Origin of the sequence: Enterobacter sp. BIDMC 29 (assembly GCF_019378755.1) — a bacterium.
In the GTDB taxonomy this organism is placed as follows: Bacteria; Pseudomonadota; Gammaproteobacteria; order Enterobacterales; family Enterobacteriaceae; genus Enterobacter; species Enterobacter ludwigii.
Genome location: NZ_CP080000.1, coordinates 344,768 through 345,749 on the forward strand (window position 1 = coordinate 344,768; position 982 = coordinate 345,749).

Consider the following 982-nt stretch of genomic DNA (forward strand, 5'->3'; position numbering starts at 1 on the left):
TCAACGATGAACAATAACCCTGAATCAGCTCATTTTAACGGCAAATATATATCCGTGAGTAATTCATGTTCTGCTACCTCATGCACAAAGTTGTGGTAATGAAAGAAAAGCGGGAAGTCGCGAAGTTCCTCTCCGCTCTCTGGCAACCAGTCACGATACAGAGACTTAGCCAACCCGGTTAACGCATCATGCGATCCCTGATGACGTAACACCGCACAGCGACCAGCCGGAATGTCACTATTTATCACCCCGAAGCGATTGTCTTCAATAATGGGTGACGTGACGGTTCCGCAAATATGGAACTCAAATTCATCCGGCGGCGTTAAGGTTGGATCGTGTGGTGCAATACCGTATGTCTGGCTACTGGCAACCGGTGAAAAACCCGTGGTTTTTCGCCATTCAATAAAGCGAGCCGCCGTTTCGTTTATTCGCTCCGGTTGTCCATAATGTGTCAGCATTGCGACTGACGTCGCGGGGAAAGTAATGATCCTGACCTGGCTTTGCATGGTTTGTCTCCTGGCTTTGTAAGGTTCGGATATGCGCTTATGCCAATCCACCCAGGGGGGCTGCTGGCGGAATTGCGTCGGTGATAGACCGAACATTTGTCTGAAAGCACGGCTAAATGATTCAGAATGCTGGAAACCGGCGTCGTACGCGATATCAGTGATTTTCTCTAACGGATTAAAAGCCAGTCGATAAGATGCGCGTTTTAAGCGCATCATCTGGATGTAACGGCCAGGTGGCATCCCACAATAACTACAAAACTGACGATGGAAATGAAATGGCGAGAAGTGAGCCACTTCACTCAGTTTTTCCAGTAATAAAGCGTCATCGAGATGGTGGTCAATATAATCAAAGACCTGTTTAAAGCGTCTGGCGTAACTATCAGTTTTATTATCACACATGACTTCCTCCGTGCTGCTTAATATGCTCGAAGGCGATTCAGTTTGCCTGACCGATCTTGCTCAATGACGTACAAAGG

General features: G+C 47.4%; 1 protein-coding gene. It reads right to left on the reverse strand.

All coding sequences use genetic code 11. The features are described from left to right. Positions 1-29 precede the first annotated feature (29 nt). Entirely contained in the window at positions 30-905 is an 876-nt protein-coding gene (locus JTA15_RS01525; RefSeq protein WP_020885047.1) for a GyrI-like domain-containing protein, read from the reverse strand. Between the last annotated feature and the right edge of the window lie 77 nt (positions 906-982).

Bases quoted from the DNA above. Each gene is read 5' to 3' on its own strand.
- JTA15_RS01525 (WP_020885047.1), bottom strand. From the start codon at position 905: ATGTGTGATAATAAAACTGATAGTTACGCCAGACGCTTTAAACAGGTC.